The sequence below is a fragment of the Alteromonas sp. ABH4_457 genome (genome assembly GCF_056160625.1).
Genome location: NZ_JBSWXN010000003.1, coordinates 562601 through 579930, shown reverse-complemented (window position 1 = coordinate 579930; position 17330 = coordinate 562601). Strand labels below are relative to the sequence as shown.

At 48.6% G+C, this 17330-nt stretch carries 16 protein-coding genes; all 16 read left to right on the top strand.

Features of this window, described 5'->3' with window-relative positions:
- Positions 1-38: 38 nt before the first annotated feature.
- Positions 39-263: a hypothetical protein gene (locus ACXAGR_RS09005; protein ID WP_474849425.1), complete on the top strand. Its 225-nt coding sequence runs from the start codon at positions 39-41 to the stop codon at positions 261-263.
- 46 nt (positions 264-309) lie between these two features.
- Positions 310-978 (top strand): WYL domain-containing transcriptional factor, encoded by a 669-nt coding sequence (locus ACXAGR_RS09000; protein ID WP_474849423.1) that lies wholly within the window; start codon positions 310-312, stop codon positions 976-978.
- 193 nt (positions 979-1171) lie between these two features.
- Positions 1172-2743 carry a dGTPase gene (dgt, locus tag ACXAGR_RS08995; RefSeq protein ID WP_474849421.1) on the top strand — a complete coding sequence of 524 codons (1572 nt, stop codon included), beginning with the start codon at positions 1172-1174 and terminating at the stop codon, positions 2741-2743.
- Positions 2744-3116: 373 nt separating this feature from the next.
- Positions 3117-3545: a DUF3010 family protein gene (locus ACXAGR_RS08990; RefSeq protein ID WP_474849419.1), complete on the top strand. Its 429-nt coding sequence runs from the start codon at positions 3117-3119 to the stop codon at positions 3543-3545.
- Positions 3546-3658: 113 nt separating this feature from the next.
- On the top strand, positions 3659-5353 hold the full coding sequence (locus tag ACXAGR_RS08985) for a class I SAM-dependent methyltransferase (protein WP_474849417.1): 1695 nt from the start codon (positions 3659-3661) through the stop codon (positions 5351-5353).
- A gap of 69 nt (positions 5354-5422) precedes the next feature.
- Positions 5423-5953 carry a protein tyrosine phosphatase family protein gene (locus tag ACXAGR_RS08980; protein WP_474849415.1) on the top strand — a complete coding sequence of 177 codons (531 nt, stop codon included), beginning with the start codon at positions 5423-5425 and terminating at the stop codon, positions 5951-5953.
- Between the two features lie 148 nt (positions 5954-6101).
- The gene (locus ACXAGR_RS08975) at positions 6102-6965 is read left to right on the top strand and encodes a DNA ligase (RefSeq protein ID WP_474849413.1); all 864 of its coding nucleotides are present in this window, start codon (positions 6102-6104) and stop codon (positions 6963-6965) included.
- Positions 6966-7261: 296 nt separating this feature from the next.
- Positions 7262-9409 (top strand): TonB-dependent receptor, encoded by a 2148-nt coding sequence (locus tag ACXAGR_RS08970; RefSeq protein ID WP_474849411.1) that lies wholly within the window; start codon positions 7262-7264, stop codon positions 9407-9409.
- A gap of 286 nt (positions 9410-9695) precedes the next feature.
- Entirely contained in the window at positions 9696-10391 is a 696-nt protein-coding gene (locus tag ACXAGR_RS08965; RefSeq protein ID WP_474844103.1) for a Crp/Fnr family transcriptional regulator, read from the top strand.
- A 234-nt stretch (positions 10392-10625) separates the two neighbouring features.
- Entirely contained in the window at positions 10626-11297 is a 672-nt protein-coding gene (locus ACXAGR_RS08960) for an isochorismatase family protein (protein ID WP_349582390.1), read from the top strand.
- A 4-nt stretch (positions 11298-11301) separates the two neighbouring features.
- On the top strand, positions 11302-12246 hold the full coding sequence (locus ACXAGR_RS08955) for a polysaccharide deacetylase family protein (RefSeq protein WP_474849409.1): 945 nt from the start codon (positions 11302-11304) through the stop codon (positions 12244-12246).
- The gene (locus ACXAGR_RS08950) at positions 12243-13169 is read left to right on the top strand and encodes a polysaccharide deacetylase family protein (RefSeq protein ID WP_474849407.1); all 927 of its coding nucleotides are present in this window, start codon (positions 12243-12245) and stop codon (positions 13167-13169) included. The genes ACXAGR_RS08955 and ACXAGR_RS08950 overlap by 4 nt, the downstream gene beginning before the upstream one ends.
- A gap of 35 nt (positions 13170-13204) precedes the next feature.
- Positions 13205-14617 carry a 3-isopropylmalate dehydratase large subunit gene (leuC, locus tag ACXAGR_RS08945; protein ID WP_474824054.1) on the top strand — a complete coding sequence of 471 codons (1413 nt, stop codon included), beginning with the start codon at positions 13205-13207 and terminating at the stop codon, positions 14615-14617.
- Positions 14617-15243, top strand: a complete 627-nt coding sequence (leuD, locus tag ACXAGR_RS08940; RefSeq protein ID WP_474824053.1) for a 3-isopropylmalate dehydratase small subunit — start codon at positions 14617-14619, stop codon at positions 15241-15243. The genes leuC and leuD overlap by 1 nt, the downstream gene beginning before the upstream one ends.
- Positions 15244-15255: 12 nt before the next feature.
- Positions 15256-16233 carry an FAD-binding oxidoreductase gene (locus ACXAGR_RS08935; protein ID WP_474849404.1) on the top strand — a complete coding sequence of 326 codons (978 nt, stop codon included), beginning with the start codon at positions 15256-15258 and terminating at the stop codon, positions 16231-16233.
- Positions 16234-16344: 111 nt separating this feature from the next.
- Positions 16345-17325: a LysR family transcriptional regulator gene (locus ACXAGR_RS08930; protein WP_474844096.1), complete on the top strand. Its 981-nt coding sequence runs from the start codon at positions 16345-16347 to the stop codon at positions 17323-17325.
- Positions 17326-17330: the final 5 nt, after the last annotated feature.

Genomic DNA, 17330 nt, shown 5'->3' with positions numbered 1-17330 from the left:
TTTATTGTCTGCATATCAACCCACGCAGGAAAAATGAAATGCAGACTTCAATCACATCAGATATCAGTGGCTTTGTATTACTCACGAAAAAGCTCTCAAGAAAACTGGGAATCTCTATTGAGAGTGTCGAAGGACCTTTGGGTACTGCTTTGATGAACTACGGCTTGTTCGAAAGACGCCACACCATTTCGTATTCGAAATTGCTGGAAATCTGGGAGCGAGATTGCGAAGCGGAGATTTATTGTTTTCCCGACGCTGCTTAAGTGAATGAAATCAAATTTTGAACACCGTATTGATGGAGAGTGGTATATGAGCAGATCAGCAGAACGCAACTTGAAGTTACTTAACCGTATGTCGACGACCATTGGGTCCACCAGACCGCAACTCGCCGCTATTTTCTCCGTTTCAGAAAATACGATAAAGGCGGATTTGGAGGTTCTAGAAATATTAGGACTGGTTCATTGCCCGTTACCGGATAGAAAGCCACAAGTTTGGTATGCCACTCGGAGAGCGGATGACCAGAATATGTCACTCGAACTTGCTTTCGTTCTGAACCAGGTCAGGGATGTAGTAAAATCAATCGTACCTGCTCAGCTTTACAATGATGTTGAAAGCATTTTCGATAAAGCTGCTCTTGAATTTGAAAAGAAAAGCAATCATCACAACAGGTTGCAGGCATACAACAAAAGCCTCTCTGGTGTTGATATATCTAAGCTGGCATTTAAGTCTGCTGGTCTAGAGGTTTTGGAGCCGATTAAAGCTGCAATGTATTCAAGGAACTCACTTAGTATTCAGTGTGAGAAGGGGATTATGGTACTAAGTGAACTGTCTTTTGCTGAGTTCGATCATAAGCTTTATTTAGAGGGCAAGCCTGCTGGTTTCCAAGCGAAGCGAGTTAAGGTCAAGCTAAGTGATATCTCCGAAGCTTTCGAAGTCCAGGAGCTGAATTGGGGTAATTCTTTGAGAGTCGCTGCCTAACTAACTCTTGATAGATAACTGACAGCACTGACTGAGAAAAGCTGAGTCCAGCCGGTGCATTTGTTAAGCATACCTTCGATACAGCACATAACCACGCTAATCCTGTTATATTTGGTCCTGCTATCTAATCAATCAAGCCATGCCGACTGAAAAACAATCAATCATGGCTGTGGAAACAAAAAAGGAATATTGTTTGTCTGATTTTTCATCAAAGATTTCTCATGTTAGATTTCATGCTTCGAGAGTTGTTGAGAACGGAGCGTCGTTTCCTGCTGAACTGGAAGGGGAAGTCAGGCGAAAGTGCTGCAATGTAATTACCTATCAATGTGAAAGCGACCGGGGCCGGATTATTAATTCAGCAGCTGTTCGTCGCCTTCAGCAAAAGACACAAGTGTTTCCGCTTGAAAGAAATGCAGCTGTCAGAAGCAGGTTGACCCATAGTCTTGAAGTGATGCAGGTAGGACGTTTCATCGCTCGAAAGCTGATTTCTGAACTTAAGAAAAATGACGACCATAAGGTTCATATCGAGGGCCTTGAAGATGCGCTCGAGAGTATTGTTGAAATGTCGTGTCTTATGCACGATGTGGGTAATCCTCCTTTCGGGCATTTCGGAGAACGAGCAATACAGGACTGGCTAAAAAGCCATTTAAGCAACTGTATTTACCAGTCCTTTGAATGTAGGGATCTGCATGAGTTGAGTAGCTGTGTAGCTGAAAAGCTGATGACAGACTTAACTAACTTTGAAGGTAACGCTCAGGGGATCCGGTTAATCACAAGGTTACAGAAATTAAACCTCACAAAAACACAGATAGCTTCAGTCCTGAAATATACGCGCTGTGGCATCGATAATAGGCCTGATGATTCTGCCCATCCGCTGTACTATCTCCTTAAAAAGGTTGGTTACTACTACAGTGAAAAGCCAATTGTCGATGAGGTTACGCGATTTCACGGACTTCAGGAAGGTCACCGGCATCCTGTGGCCTATATAATGGAGGCTGCAGATGATATTTCTTATTGCATTGCTGACCTTGAAGATGCGGTAGATAAAAATATTCTGACTATGGAAGGCTTAAAGTCTCTGCTGTTAACAGAATATGGGAAACTTTTTCCGGAGTGCCTCGAGACGTGTCAATGCCCGGGCAATGTGCGAACTCCAGCATGCCAGCGTATGCAAGGGCTTTTAAGCAGTAATGAGGGCTGGAGTACTCATGATGCAGAAGATGTCTCTCAGTTTTTTATAGCACTCAGAAGCAATTTTATAGTGACTCTGGTGAATTATGCTTCGAAGATAATTTTCGAGAATCTTAATGTAATCCTGGATGGAAGTTATTCTGGTCATGTTCTGGAGGACAACTCTTATCAGGCACGGATGGCTAAAGCTATGAAAAATGTTGCTGTCAATCACGTTTTCAGTCATCGTGAAGTAGAGGCGAATGAGCTTAAAGGATATACAGTTATTACAGGATTGCTGGACAAGTACAAACCTTTACTGGAGGCTTCATATGATACGTTTACAAGAGCACTTGCTGGTGAAAGAAATGTTCCTGTCTTACTCTCCCGGCTGTGTAAAAAACTACCTCCGAAGCACCTTAAAGCATACAGGGAAGCGCTTGACCCCGAGTCAGGCGTGGCAGAACTCTTTTCGGGCACGCGCGAGAAAGAGTACTATTTTCGTTGCAGACTTATTCAGGACCTGATCAGCGGAATGACCGATCAGTATGCCCTCGACGAATATCGCGAATTGATGGCTTTGGAGGCTGTTTAATCAGATTGATTTTTGTAGAAGTTTGAGAAATGATGGAACACTGCCTGAACGAGCAGCGTTATATTAAATTAGTTCAGGTTAGTGTAAATAACCGTCCATAAAGTGCTTTTCGAGAGAAACCTGTTTAATTCAATACCCGAAGTTGTCCCTTCTTAGGCAAAGGTCAGAGGTTCGAATCCTCTCGGGTGCGCCATTTGAATCAGGCTCTGTCGCCAATTTCTAATCGTATCGCTCTGTGAGTCACCATTCATTCCCCTGAAGCTTCTCTGTCAGCTAAACCATGCGGAAAAGAGTATTCAAAACCAGAAAATCAGCCCCCGGAGTCAGTAAATCCGGTATACTCCGGTTCGGTACTTAAAGGTGGAGTTTTGTAATGCGTGTATGTGGTGTAGAACTGGCGGGAAATGATGCAAACATTGCCCTGTTGAATCTTGAGAACGATATGTTCCGGCTTCCTGATTGCCGCACTCGTAAATTGAGCCTGCAAAAAGCTGCGACTGCCCATGAGCTTAAGTACTTTCAGAAATCCTTCGCTCAGTTGGTACAGGATTACAAAATCGAAATAATCGTTATCCGCCAGCGTCCGATGAAGGGTAAGTTTGCCGGTGGTGCCATTGGTTTCAAATTAGAAGCCGCGCTGGAATTGTTAAACGACGTGAAGGTGATCATTCTGCCGCCAACGGAGATCAAAGCAGCGTTAAAAGATAGCCAGATGTACGTAGAGTTCAGCGAGACTGGTTTAAAAGGTTTCCAGAAGTCAGCATTTGAAACTGCTCTGGCCTACATGAGTCAACACCTGTAATTTTCCCGCAAGGCCAGTTTGCTGAGTATCTCACCCTTGTCCCAAACCCGCCTTGCTGATATACCTGTTTCATTCAATTGCATCTTGCAAATAGCTGGCGAAGGAAACGCTGCTTGTCTGACAACATCACCTATTATTCGAAGCATGCTGAGCGTTTGACTGCGCAGTACAACAGTGTGTCTTTCGAACAGGTGCATGAGGACTGGCTGGAAGAAATTCCGCAACAGGGTTTTGCGCTGGATATTGGTGCCGGTTCCGGTCGTGATGCACGCTATCTGGCGTCCAGAGGGTTAAGTGTTGTTGCAGTTGAGCCAGCCGGCGGCATACGCGAGCGGGCACAACACTATGCCGTAAATCAACCTGTTCACTGGCTTGATGACAGTCTGCCGGAACTCAAAAAAGTGTTTAACCTGTCTGCCCGGTTCGATCTTATCTTACTCAGCGCGGTCTGGATGCACATTGTGCCTTCTGAGCGGGAGCGCTGCCTGCGCAAAGTCAGTGGTCTGCTAAAAGCCAATGGCAAAATTGTTATCTCTCTTCGCCATGGTGGCGCAGTTGATGACGGGCGCACGATGTATCCGGTTTCCGCAGATGAACTGTCAGCGCTGGCAAAGCGGTTTGGATTAAGCTTCAGGCTGCTGAACAAAAAAGCAAAACCTGATGAACTTGGACGTAGCGACGTAACATGGGAAACCGTGGTACTCACGCTACCGGACGACGGCTCCGGTGCCTTTCCGTTACTTCGAAATATCATCGTAAACGACGGCAAGTCGTCGACATACAAAGTCGCCTTACTCAGAACCCTGCTCAGAATAGCTGAGGGTCATCCAGGAGCGGTTATCGACCGTACCGACGGGTATGTTGTATTACCGGCGGGACTGGTGGCGTTGTACTGGATCCGTTTATTTAAGCCTCTCCTCGATCATTTTAATCTCCCGCAGAACAGCGACCCGGCTAAAAAGCCCGGATTCCTGAAAGAAGATGGCTGGGAAAAACTGACTTCCTTTTCCGGCAATGATTTGTATGTCGGGGCGAACTTTTCAGACCCTCTCAGTGCCCGCGCCGTTCATCGCACCATAAAGGATGTGGCCACCGTTATCAGAGATATGCCGGTCAGATACATCACGCTTCCCGGCACAAAAGACGGTGTGTTTCATGTCACTCTTAGCCATCCCCGTGTTAAGGACAACCTGTCACTCGACGGGGCTTATTTTGCATCTGTGGGTAAATTCTATGTGCCTGAACGCATCTGGGATTCCCTTTCACGGTTCAGCGTTTGGATAGAACCGTCGCTGGTGAATGAATGGGTAGCGCTGATGGAAAGCTACTTGAGCAGACAAAACCGCATGGTCTCTAAAGGGGATTTACTCCGCGCATTGAGCTGGGAAGACCCTGTCAGAACAACAGCCAGAGTCAGGGGCCGCGTGGACAGCTTGCTGACGCAGGAAGAAGTGAAATGCTGCTGGTCCAGCAAGGCTATCAGGATAAACAGCTACGCTGTTGACCACGCCATGCCATTTGCACGTTGGCCCAACAACGATCTTTGGAATCTTTTACCGGCACAATCAAAGATAAATGCTGAAAAATCCGATAAGTTACCGACGAGTTTGCGGATGATGAATAGCCGGCATGTCATTACCGGATGGTGGGAGCAGGCTTGGCAGGATCAGGCTGATGAGTTTTTTATTCAGGCTAACCTGTCTCTTCCTAATTTAAGTGCCGCAAACCGTAGTTTTTCAGACGTATTCGAAGCCATGGTGATGCAGCGGGACAGAATTAAAGATTTCCAGCAACTAAAAGAATGGTAGTACGGCGCGGCTTTAACCCCTATAGTGAGCTTACTGAAGCCGCCCGAACCATTCGCCAACGAGGGAACAATGAACGCATTTAAACACCTGTTACTACTGACTACTCTGATGTTTACTACACTTGCTCAGGCTGCTGACAGCGGTAACTTTGAAAAGCTGCCGCCGCTGAAGAATTTTCAGGTAAATACTGAAAATATGGTGAGTTCCGGACTGCCATCAAAGCCTCATTTTGATGTGTTCAAAGCACAGGGCGTTACCACCGTGATTGACCTGATCCCCGGTGACAGAAGTGAGGAACGGGAAATTGTTCTGGATACTGGCCTGGCGTACGAGAATGTGCAGGTGGTGTGGGATAACCCGACGCTGGAAAATTTTCAGGAGTACGTGGGTTATATGCAGCAGGCACAGAACCGGGAAGGAACAACGCTGACCCATTGTAAACTGAACTGGCGTGGTGCTGTGTTTACCTATTTGTACCGTGTCACCCAACTGGGCGAGCCTGAAGCTGAGGCGAAGGCAGACCTGGATGCCATCTGGCAACCTAACGAAACCTGGCAGGCTTTCATCGACACCGTTAAAGCGCATTATCAGGTAAGCTGAATGCCCTGCGCATTTCATCAAATGCGCCTTCCACTTCGCCCCTTTTTATTTAAGGCACTCTGAAACCGCCCCTAATCTGCCCGTAAGCCCGGTTTTCTTATCGGGGCCGCGCTGTAGTCTGAGTCTTTTACCTTACCGGACTACCTGAATGACACATCCCGCCCGTGCTTTTTTGCTCATGATTGTCACTGTCTTCTCTGCTGCTGCGCTGGCAAATAAGCCTGTTGATGAAGAAAACATGCCTCTTCAACTTGCTTCACAGTACTCAGATTCGATTGATATTCAAAATTACCTGGTAAGTGAAAAGCTGGATGGCGTCCGGGCCCGGTGGACGGGTACAGAACTGAAAACGCGAAACGGCAATAAAATACATGCGCCTGAGTGGTTTATTGCGAACTGGCCGGCACAGGCGCTGGACGGAGAGTTATGGACGAAGCGTAATGATTTTCAGCGTATTGCATCGGTGGTATTGCGGGATACGCCGGATGAACGGTGGCAGGAAGTCAGCATGATGGTGTTCGACTTGCCGGGGTCCGCAAAGCCCTTTGCTGAGCGGGTAAAATTAATCAATAAGCTGGTGGCCAGCACAAACAGGACTGCGCTAAAAGCTGTGCCTCAGGAGCAGATTGCTACTGCAGCAACTTTGGAGCAAAGGCTGGATGAGGTCGTTAATGCGGGCGGTGAAGGGCTTATGCTGCATCACAGGCAGGCTCTGTATAAGGATGGTCGCAGTGAGCTGCTGCTGAAACTGAAACGTCATGAAGATGATGAAGCCGAAGTGATTGGCTATGTGCCGGGGAAAGGCAAATATGCAGGACTGACCGGCTCGCTCATCGTGCAAAGCCGCGATGGCCTGATTTTCAAAGTAGGCAGTGGCCTGAGCGATGCAGACCGCGCCAGTCCGCCACCGGTGGGCAGTTGGATCACGTACAAATTCTACGGCAGAACACAAAAAGGTCTGCCCAGATTTGCCAGTTTTATGCGGGTGAGGCCGGACAAGGATATGCCCTGAACTCACAGAGCAATATATCAGGCGGCACCGGTGATTAATGCGAATGAAGTCTTAATACTCATAATAATACCTTTCAGAAAAACCATTCTTTTGCATGCTTTGACACTACCTCATAACCATCCGGGAGCGATTGACATTTGTCATAGTGCACCTTTCTGAGTGGTTATAAGGTGATTGCACCACGGTTATCTGAATCTGAATAAGAAATGTAGTGGCTGCAAGCCGGCCGGAACATTCGAATCATTTTAATTATAAGAGTGAAAAGGCAAACGCCACGAGTGAAGGAACTGAACAACATGAAACATCCTCAATTTAAGCTTCGTCCGCTGGCAACGTTGTTTGCTTTAATGCCACTGACGTACTCTGCGCTGGCGCAGGAAACCGCAGAAGCTGACGATCTGGCAATCGAAAATATTACTGTTACTGCGCAACGCAAAGCGCAAAGTATTCAGAGTACGCCGGTTTCAATGACGGCACTTACCGCCAGCGATGTTGAGCGCATGCAGATAGATAACGCGAAAGACCTTACTCAGGTAGCGCCAAACGTAAACATTCGCGGAGTAACAGGCGGCAGTGCAGGTATTGCTCCCTATATTCGCGGTGGTGGTGTGACCGATGGTGCGAATATTACAGCGGAAGCGGAAGTCGGTATTTATATTGACGATGTGTATCAACCCCGCTCTGCCGCTTCGTTTATTGAAATGCTGGACCTGGAAAGGGTGGAAGTGCTTCGCGGGCCGCAGGGAACGCTTTACGGCCGAAACAGTTCGGCGGGTGCACTAAAGTTTATTTCAAGAGCGCCGGACGAATTATTCCGCTTTAAAAATGAAGCCGGAATTGGCCGCTGGAATGAAAAATACGACAAACTGATGGTGAGTGGCTCGCTGAACGACAGTGGTACGTTACGTGGCGGATTCAGCGGCATGTACCGTGACCGTGATGGCGGCCGGCAATACGCAGAAACACTTCAGAAGGATGTGGGCGCTGAAGAATTCAAAGGTTTTCAGGGCGACTTATATTATGTCGGCGACGATTTTTCTGCACGTTTGAAGGGGTTTTATACCGATTTCGACGCAGATGGCATGTATGCCTCCGCCGTGGATATGGAAAGCATGGACAAGCCATACGATGAGTGGGAATACTCGTCGGGCAGTATTGATACCGTGTTGTCGCCAAATGCTTCATTCACCAGAGATAAGCAAGTTGGTACGAGTTTACATTTAGAAAAAGAGCTTAGCAGTCACCTGACTGTCAGTTCCGTTACTTCCTGGAACAACCTGAAGGATGACTGGGGCGTCGGCTTTTCCGGTGGTGTTGAATACCCCTGGTTCGGTGAAGGCTACATCGAACTGTTTGGTCGGGAATCGACCAGTGATCAGGATGCGTTTTCTCAGGAAATACAATTCCAGGGTGACGCTATGGATGGCTTTATCAGCTTCGTGAGCGGATTGTACTATTTCAACGAAAGCGGGACACAGCATGTCGAGTCTGTGATTTATCTGGCAGAGTCGTATACCGATTTTGATGTCAGTACCGACAGCTACGCTGCATTTGGTCAGGTGAATCTCAACGTCAGTGATGATGTAAGTGTTATTGTTGGCGGTCGTTATACAAAGGAAAACAAATCCCTCGACGCGTCACTTTCCGGTGAGGCGGTTGTCTCCGATGATGACTTCAGCAAGTTTACGCCAAAGCTGGGCGTGGAATATCAGGTGAATAAAGATCTTTTCCTGTTTGCCAGTTACACAGTAGGGTTTAAAGCCGGTGGCTACAACAGTCTGGCATCAACCGCTGAGGCCCTTGGAACAGCGTTTCAGATGCAGGAAGTAAGTGCATACGAACTCGGCGTGAAGTCAGACTTGATGGACAACAGACTTCGTCTTAACGTATCTGCTTTTTTCAATGATTATACCAACCTTCAGCAACAGTCAGTAACGGCAGACGGTGCTTTCATTACCGAAAACTACGATGCTGAACATACAGGTATTGAAGCTGATATGCGGGTCCGGCTGACTTCAAACCTGAGCCTGTGGGCAAATGGCGTTTATCAGGACAGCGAATACACTGATACTGCCGCTACGGGCGGAGAATCTACCGGTGCTCTGCTTGGCAATCAGATGACGAACGTCTTTAAATTCCAGTATGCCACGGGTCTGGATTACACGGCTGATATTGGTCCGGGCACGTTTGCAATTGGCGCGAACGTAAACCGTAAAGCAGATTTCTTCTCAACCTCTGACAATGCTGAAATCGGCCATATTCCTGCGCTGACACTAGTCGATGCTTATGCATCTTATGCAGTGGATCGCTGGAAATTAACGCTGGCCGGCAAAAACCTCACCGATGAAAAATACTGGTACACAGGCTTTGGATTCGATGTCGTTCAGCCCCGGTTCATGGCTGACCCCATGATGTGGCGTTTGTCTCTGTCTTACGAGATGTAATCCGGCACATCTGCAGGTGAACTACTCTGGCGCGGCCGGTTGCACTGTTGAAGGGCAAACCGGCCTTTCTTGTCTCCGGCCGCGCTTCACTCATAAATATTAATGATATTACGATCTGCCATTCATCTATTTAAATCAGAGCGTTATCTGATAATTTGACTTTTCGCAAAAATATATTGTTAATATTTTGTAAAAGAGCACGTTTATTGCTACTTGCATTGTATCGTGAATAGTCGTTTGCCAATTATCTTTCCTGAACTGTGCGGAAGATGGGGAGCCATGTATTATGTTGCAATTATGTCATCCAACTGAATCGCCCGTGCGTCAGAATGACTGCCCGTTATTCAAATCGTTGTCGGCAGATGAGATGCTGGTACTGTCGCAAAATGCCAGGCTCAGATTAATGGACAGGCAACAATACCTCTGTTTGCAGCATTCCCCTTCAGACCGCGTATTCAATATGGCTTCAGGTTGCGCCATGGTTGAGCGGATTTCCAATGATGGCCGCCGCCAAGTCCTCGCTTTCGTGTTTGCCGGTGATTTCATCGGATTATCGAATTCAGAACATTACGAATATGGGATCAAGTGTCTTACTCCCAGTACTGCTTACGAATTTAAGCGTAAGAAGCTGTATGAGCTTTCAGAAGAAATTCCCACGCTAAAGCAAAACCTGAAAAGCCTGCGTTCAATGATTCTGCAACTGACGTTTGATCAGGTGTATTTGCTCGGTCAGCTCAATGCTTACGAACGGGTGGGCTATGCGATTTCCCATTTCCTGAAGCGTATTCCGGGTGCTACGCCTGAGCACATTGAGCTGCCTATGACGCGGGCTGATATCGGCGACTATCTTGGCCTGACGGTCGAGACGGTCAGCAGAACGCTGAGCCGGCTTAAAAAAGACGGGCTGATCACCACGCCTTCACCAACATCTATCCGCATCATGGATCCTGAAAGCCTCACCAGCCTTGTGAATATCGAGTGAGTAAAAAAACTCCGGAAGAATAGCTATTCTTTAACTATTATCAATTTCTCATTAACCGGAACGCTATAGCATTAGTGTTTTGGTTATCTGTATTTACTGCAAATTATCCCGCAACGCTGCTTCCGGTTGCTATGCCAGTTTAAGTAACCAAATTCTCTGTTTTTCAATTCGCAACATTTGTAATATAGTTATATCTATATTTTGTTCGGTGTTCATTCTGTCTGAGGAGATAATATGGAGCTTTCCAATAAAACAGCCCGGGAAATCTACGAAGAAGTCAGGGCTAATCCTGCACGTAAACGTTTCGGATTCGGCAAGAAAGCCATTCTGGTGAACATTGATTTGCAGAAAGCGTATACACGCACAGACTTATTCAAAACTGCTTACGAAACCGATCCTAACCAGCTGGAATATGTGAATACTCTGGCGCAAAAGTTCCGCAAACTGGGCTGGCCGGTTGTCTGGACTAACGTTGCTTACATGGAATCCGGTGAAGATGCCGGTATCTGGGGCACCCGCACAGATACGCCGGACAGCTTACAAAATATCAAGTTCGGCAGTGAGCGCTCGGAGCTGGACGACCGTTTGATCACCGACCCTGAAAAAGATGTGTTTTACTGCAAGAAAATGCCATCTCCGTTTTTTGAAACACAGTTGCAGAGTCTATGTGTGTGGCATCAGGTCGATACCGTAATCCTTACCGGCGGTTCTACGTCAGGTTGTATCCGTGCCGGTGCGGTAGACAGTCTTTCACGCGGATACCGTACCATCGTGCCGGAAGAGTGTGTGGCGGATAAGCACGAGAGTTTCCACTTTGCCAACCTTACCGATTTGTCACTGAAGTACGCCGATGTGCTGGCGGTTCAGGAAGTCTTTGACTGGCTGGATAATCAGGCGGAAGGCTAAGCTGATGAAGAACGATCCCGGATATTACGACTACTGGCCTTATCATGACCGGCCGAAAATTACCTGGCCCGACGGCGCTAAAGTGGCGTTCTGGGTTGCGCCGAATATCGAGTTCTATGAATTAGATCCGCCCGCGAACCCGTATCGCAAAGCCTGGCCCGGTCCGTATCCGTCTATCGGCGGGTATGGGATCCGTGACTATGGCAACCGGGTAGGTCACATGCGGCAAATGAAGCTGCTGGACAAATACGGGATCCGCGGCTCAATTTCTCTGTCGACTGCGCTGTGTGAACACCATCCGGAAATTATTGAATTATGTGCAGAGCGTGAGTGGGAGTTTTTCAGTCACGGTATTTACAACACCCGCTATACCTATGGCATGAGTGAAGAGCAGGAGCGTGAGATGATCACGGACTCTATCGAAACCATTTACCGGCACACTCAGCAAAAGTGTGCAGGGTATCTGGCACCGGCGCTTTCCCACAGTGAGCAGACGATTGATCTATTTGCAGAGGCCGGTTCGGCGCTGTTTGGTGACGACGCCGGTTTCTACACCTGCGATCTGTTCCATGACGATCAGCCAACGCCCATTAAAACCCGCTCAGGTAAACGTTTTGCGTCCATTCCATATTCATTGGAGATGAACGACACCATCGCTTATGTGGTGAACAAAGTGGAGCCCCGCCAGTACGGCAAGATGCTGAAAGCCAATTTTGACCGTTTGTATCAGGAAGGCGCGGAAAGCGGCACCATCATGTGTATACCCACTCACAATTATCAGGTCAGTTGTCCCCACCGCCTGAAAGCGTTTGAAGAAGCACTGGAATACATCACCGGGCACAGCGATGTATGGGTGACGACCGGGCGCGAAATTGCGTCGCACTTTTTGAACAACCACTATGACACCGTTTCAAACGATATCGCTGCGAAGCGGGGAGGCTTGCGATGAGTCTTGATGCTGAACACCTCAATTACCCTCTGCGTCGCCACGGCATGGACCACGATTTTTATGACTGGTCGATGCTGGAGAACCGTCCCCGTATCTTCTGGCCGGACGGTAAAAAACTGGCGGTATGGGTGAATGTTAACGTGCAGTTCTTCCCGCTTAATGAACAGAAAAACCCGGTGCCGGTACCCGGCGGTATGAAAATGCCTTATCCGGATCTGCGTCACTACAGTTTGCGGGATTACGGAAACCGTGTCGGCATTTTCCGTTTATTCAAAGCGTTGGATTCGGCAGGTGTTAAACCGACGGTGGCAATTAATGGTGCCATGGTTGAGCGTGCACCATACCTGATGGATTTCATTGCCGGGCGTGGTGATGAAGTGATTGCTCATGGCTGGAAAATGGATGATTTGCATCATGGCGGGCTATCAGAGAGCGCCGAAAATGCATTGATATCAGAAACACTCAGCGTACTGCGCAACCGCTTTGAAGAGCCGGTTACCGGCTGGCTAAGCCCCGGCCGTTTGCAGTCTGCAAGTACACCGTCTTTGCTGGCGAAAAATGGTATCAGCTACATGTGCGACTGGGTGAACGATGATATGCCTTATGCATTTCGCACCAATGCCGGCGGGATCACTGCCATGCCTTTGTCCAGCGAACTGGATGACTTTTTCATCATGGGCAGCAATCTGCACAGCGAAGACAGTTACGAAACACAGTTAAAAGATGCCTGCGACTTACTGCTGAATGAAGCTGAAGAGCAGGGCGGCCGTTTACTGGCTATTAATCTGCATCCGTGGATGACCGGACAACCACACCGTATTGGTTGTCTTGAGAATGCGCTGCAATACATTGCAGATAAGCAGGGCGTATGGTTCGCAACGGCATCAGAGATCCAACAGGCATGGCAGTCTCAACAACCGTAATTGGGCACAACCGGTAAATTTAACGCGGGAAAAATATGGCGAAAACGCTTTTCGAAAAAATCTGGGACGATCATCTGGTCGCCTCTCTCCCGGATGGTACATTTCTGATTTATATCGACCGGGTGTTTCTGCATGAAAGAACCGGCTCCATCGCATTGCAAAGTCTGGCCGAAACCGGCAGACCGGTGCGCCATCCTCAGCAAGTGTTCTGCACCATGGATCACATTGTCGATACTTTCCCCGGCCGTGGTGATGACACGCTGATGCCATCGGGTAAGGATTTTATACAGGCCACCAGAAAAGAAGCCGCAGATGCGGGCATTACCTTGTTTGATATCGGCGATGACCGGCAAGGGATTGCTCACGTGATCAGCCCCGAAATGGGTATTGTTCAGCCGGGCATGACGCTGGTATGTCCGGACAGCCATACCTGTACGCAAGGTGCGATGGGGGCAGCAGCGTGGGGGATTGGGTCTTCGGAAGCTGAGCATGCCATGGCCACCCAGACTTTGCGTATCAGCAAACCCAAACTGATGCGGGTGAACTTTGACGGGGCAACCGGGGAAGGCGTGACTGCCAAAGACATGATCCTGCATCTGATTGGTCAGTATGGTGCCAATGGCGGCGCCGGTTATGCCATCGAATTTGCCGGCAGTGCCGTTGAAGCGCTGTCTGTAGAAGGTCGTTTAACCTTGTGTAACATGGCGGTAGAGTTTGCCGCCTTTACCGGGCTGGTGGCAGCCGACGATAAAACATTTACTTATCTGAAAGGCAGACCTTACGCCCCGGAAGGAGAAATGTGGGATGCGGCTCTGGCTTACTGGCAAACGCTGGTGACTGATGACAATGCGGTATTCGACAAAGAAATCACTATTCAGGCACCGGAGATTGAGCCTACGGTGACCTGGGGTACCAGTCCCCAGCATGCCTGCGGTATCTCTGAATTGATACCCGAAATGGACTGCTTTAGCAGTGACGATGCTAAAACCGCCGCTGCGCGGGCACTGGACTATCAGGGCTTATCCAGCGGAATGGCCGTTAAGGGCCTGAAAATTGATAATGCCTTTATCGGCTCCTGCACGAATGCGCGCATAGAAGATTTACGCAGTGCGGCAAGTATCCTGAAAGGAAGAAAAGTCGCGCAGGGCGTGAAGGCGATTTGTGTTCCCGGTTCGCAAAAAGTGAAAGCGGCCGCTGAATCTGAAGGGCTGGATAAAATTTTCATTGAAGCCGGATTCCAGTGGCGGGAAAGCGGCTGCTCTATGTGTTTCTTTGCCGGCGGAGAGCACTTTGGCGCCGGAGAACGGGTCATCTCAACCAGTAACCGGAACTTTGAATCCCGTCAGGGTCCGAAAACCCGTACTCATCTTGCCAGTCCTGCAACGGTTGCTGCCAGCGCCATTACAGGTGCTATTTGCGATCCGCGCCAGTTAAGAGATTTTAGCTAATGGAACCATTTGTTACCCACACGGGCGTTGCCGCTCCGCTACTTCAAATCAATATTGATACCGATGCCATTATTCCCAGCCGCGAAATGCGCAGGGTATCTAAAAAGGGTTTAGGTGAAGGCTTGTTTGCGGCCTGGCGATATCAGATGCCGGACTCCCGAGAGCCGAATCCGGACTTTGTATTGAATAAGCCGGAGTACGGGAATACTTCGGTAATACTGGCCGGCAATAACTTCGGTTGCGGCTCGTCCAGAGAGCATGCCGTGTGGGCGCTTGCTGAATATGGCATCAGGGCAATTATTGCCCCCGGGTTCGGCGCTATCTTTTATCAGAATTGTATCCGCAATGGCATTCTTCCGGTTGTACTGAAACAGGAATGTGTTCAGGCACTGGCTGATGAAGTGAGTACTCACCCTCAGGATTCGAAGGTTTCGGTGGATCTTGAGAAGCAGGCTGTGATCAGCAGTGCGGGAAGACTTTATCATTTTGACATTGAACCCGGTCACAAAGAAATGTTACTTAAAGGCCTGGACAGCATTGGTGTTACCTTGCAGCACGTTTCAGACATCGCCGCCTATGAGTCAAAAGATAAACAGCGCAGAGCATGGCTGTATACGGCAAGCTAAGCAGATTAAGCAATGGCAAAAAAGCCACTGGTTATCTCCACAACCCGCGGTGTGACGTTTAGTCAGCAGGCCGGACAAACCCTGCTGGATGCCAGCATCGCCTCGCAGTTTCCGGTTCCTCACAGTTGTCACTCAGCGAAGTGCAGGCAATGCATTGTGACAGTGGCTGAGGGCACTACACACAAATTCAGGGATGAGAATCTCACACCCGGCGAGCTGGCAAGTGGTTGTATACTTGCCTGCGCCCGCACGGCTACGTCTGATTTACTGATAGAGGCCGGAGAGCTTGTCCATAAGAACATCCCGCCGGTCGTGAATATTCCTGCTATGGTGTCTGTAATCAAACGGCTTTCTTCTGAGCTTATTCTCGTCACTTTACAGCTGCCCATGTCGGCCCGTTTTCATTATCTGGCAGGACAACATGTTGCTGTTACAAATAGTGACGGCATACGGCGGAATTACTCTATGTGTGATGCGTCTCCGCGAAACGGGCATATCCGTATTCTGATCCGTAAGCATGAAACCGGACTCATGAGCCGCTACTGGTTTGAATACGCCGCGCAAGGTGATCTGCTAACCCTTGAAGGTCCATCCGGTACATTCGGCGAAAACATCGCCCGCTATAACAGGCCGCTATTCATTGCAGAAAAAGAAGGGGGGGGCCCGCTTATTGCGCTTATAGCGTCAGTCCGTACTAATCATTTACCGCTGTTCTGGTTTGGTGTCGATAAAGCCGACGGTCGCAGTATCGCAGGGGAACTTGGTGTATTAGCTAAAACTAACGTGGAATGTATTTCGGATTGTAGCGAAGTAGCTTTGCAAGGACTCGAAAAGTCGCTGTTAAAAGAGGCTGGCGATTCTGTCGTTGATGCTGTGTATGTATGTGGCAGCGCAGGCTTTTTAAAGCAATTAAAGCCGCTGCTTAAGCGGGAGCCCTTAACAGGAATCCCTTTGTATAAAGAGGTCTTCATACCGTCAGGCCCCGGATAGCTGCAGGTATGGCCTGCTTCTATCAGACTGGCTTCATTTACATTCTGGTATGAGGTTATAAAAATATCATTTGCCTATTGGCATGAATTAAATTTAACAGAGAATCCGAGCATGGCGGCATTTCCTAATAAGCGACTCCATTCACGAATAGGTACGTTCCGGCAACTTGAAATTCTAATTGCGGTGGAACGTTTTGGAGGTATCGCTGCGGCAGCGAAAAACCTGCATTTAACGCAACCGAATATTTCTATGCAGATGAAAAAACTGTCTGAAGGCATCGGCATACCTATGTACGAAACTGTGGGAAAACGCCTGAAATTTACCTTTGCTGGAAAGATGGTACTTGAGTACGCCAAAGAGATTTTTGCCTGTACAGACAGACTGGAAGTGGCTTTAAACGAACTTGAGAATATCAAAAGCGGAGAATTGAGCATCGGCGTGGTTACTTCAGCGGAGTACTTTATCCCGCATTTGCTGGGCCCGTTTTGTCGCCGGTATCCGAACATCACTGTTGCCATTGAAATCGGTAATCGGGGGCGCATTCTCGACCGCCTTAATCGCAATCTTGATGATCTCTATATTTTTGGACAGCCGCCGGCACTGGAGAACATTGACAGTGTTCAACTCGGGGTCAATCATCTGGTTGTTATTGCGCCATCTTCCCATCCCCTGGCGTCCCGTCCTAGCTTGATCTGGGATGACATTGCAGCAGAGCAATTTATTTTGCGTGAAGAAGAAGCGGGCATCCGACAAATTATTGATACACAGCTAAATGAGCGTGGGCTGACTATAAACCGTCGTATGACAATCGCCAGCAACGAAGGTATCAAACACGCTGTATTGGCCCGAATGGGGCTGGCGATTGTGCCCGCGTTAAGCCTTGACGAGGGGCAAAGTAAGCAGCTGGTAAGGCTGCCTGTTCAGGGATTCCCATTGGTGGATCACTGGCACGTCGTGCACCGGACCGGAAAGGTGTTATCGCAGGTGGCAGAGCTCTGCAAGCAATACATTCTGAATGAAGGACTGGGCATGTACCGGGAGGCAACCCGCTATTGGGAAGCCAATAATCAGCCGAAACTGCCCACCCGATAACAGGG